Genomic DNA, 341 nt, shown 5'->3' with positions numbered 1-341 from the left:
TGGCAGAGACTTTCACCTTCCGCGACGAACAAGGCCGCAGCTTGTCCGACATGGCACGGCTGGACACCATGGTCACGGTGGTCGATGGCCTGAACTTCCTGCGCGATTACCAGGCTGCAGACAGCCTGGCCAGCCGTGGCGAAACATTGGGCGAGGACGATGAGCGCTCGATCAGCGACCTGCTGATCGAACAGGTGGAATTTGCCGATGTACTGCTGCTGAGCAAGATCGACCTGATCAGCCAGCATGAGCGCGAAGAGCTCGTGGCCATTTTGCGCAGCCTCAATGCGCGGGCAGAGATCGTGCCGATGGTCATGGGCCAGGTGCCACTGGAGCGCATT

At 60.4% G+C, this 341-nt stretch carries 1 protein-coding gene; it reads left to right on the top strand.

The window, feature by feature from the left end; all coding sequences use genetic code 11:
- A partial coding sequence (locus QWI17_RS09045; protein ID WP_302722187.1) for a GTP-binding protein occupies positions 1-341 on the top strand: 341 nt, incomplete at both ends.

Origin of the sequence: Gilvimarinus gilvus, assembly GCF_030518155.1 — a bacterium.
GTDB classification, from domain to species: domain Bacteria; phylum Pseudomonadota; class Gammaproteobacteria; order Pseudomonadales; family Cellvibrionaceae; genus Gilvimarinus; species Gilvimarinus gilvus.
This window is presented reverse-complemented; position numbering and strand designations above follow the sequence as displayed.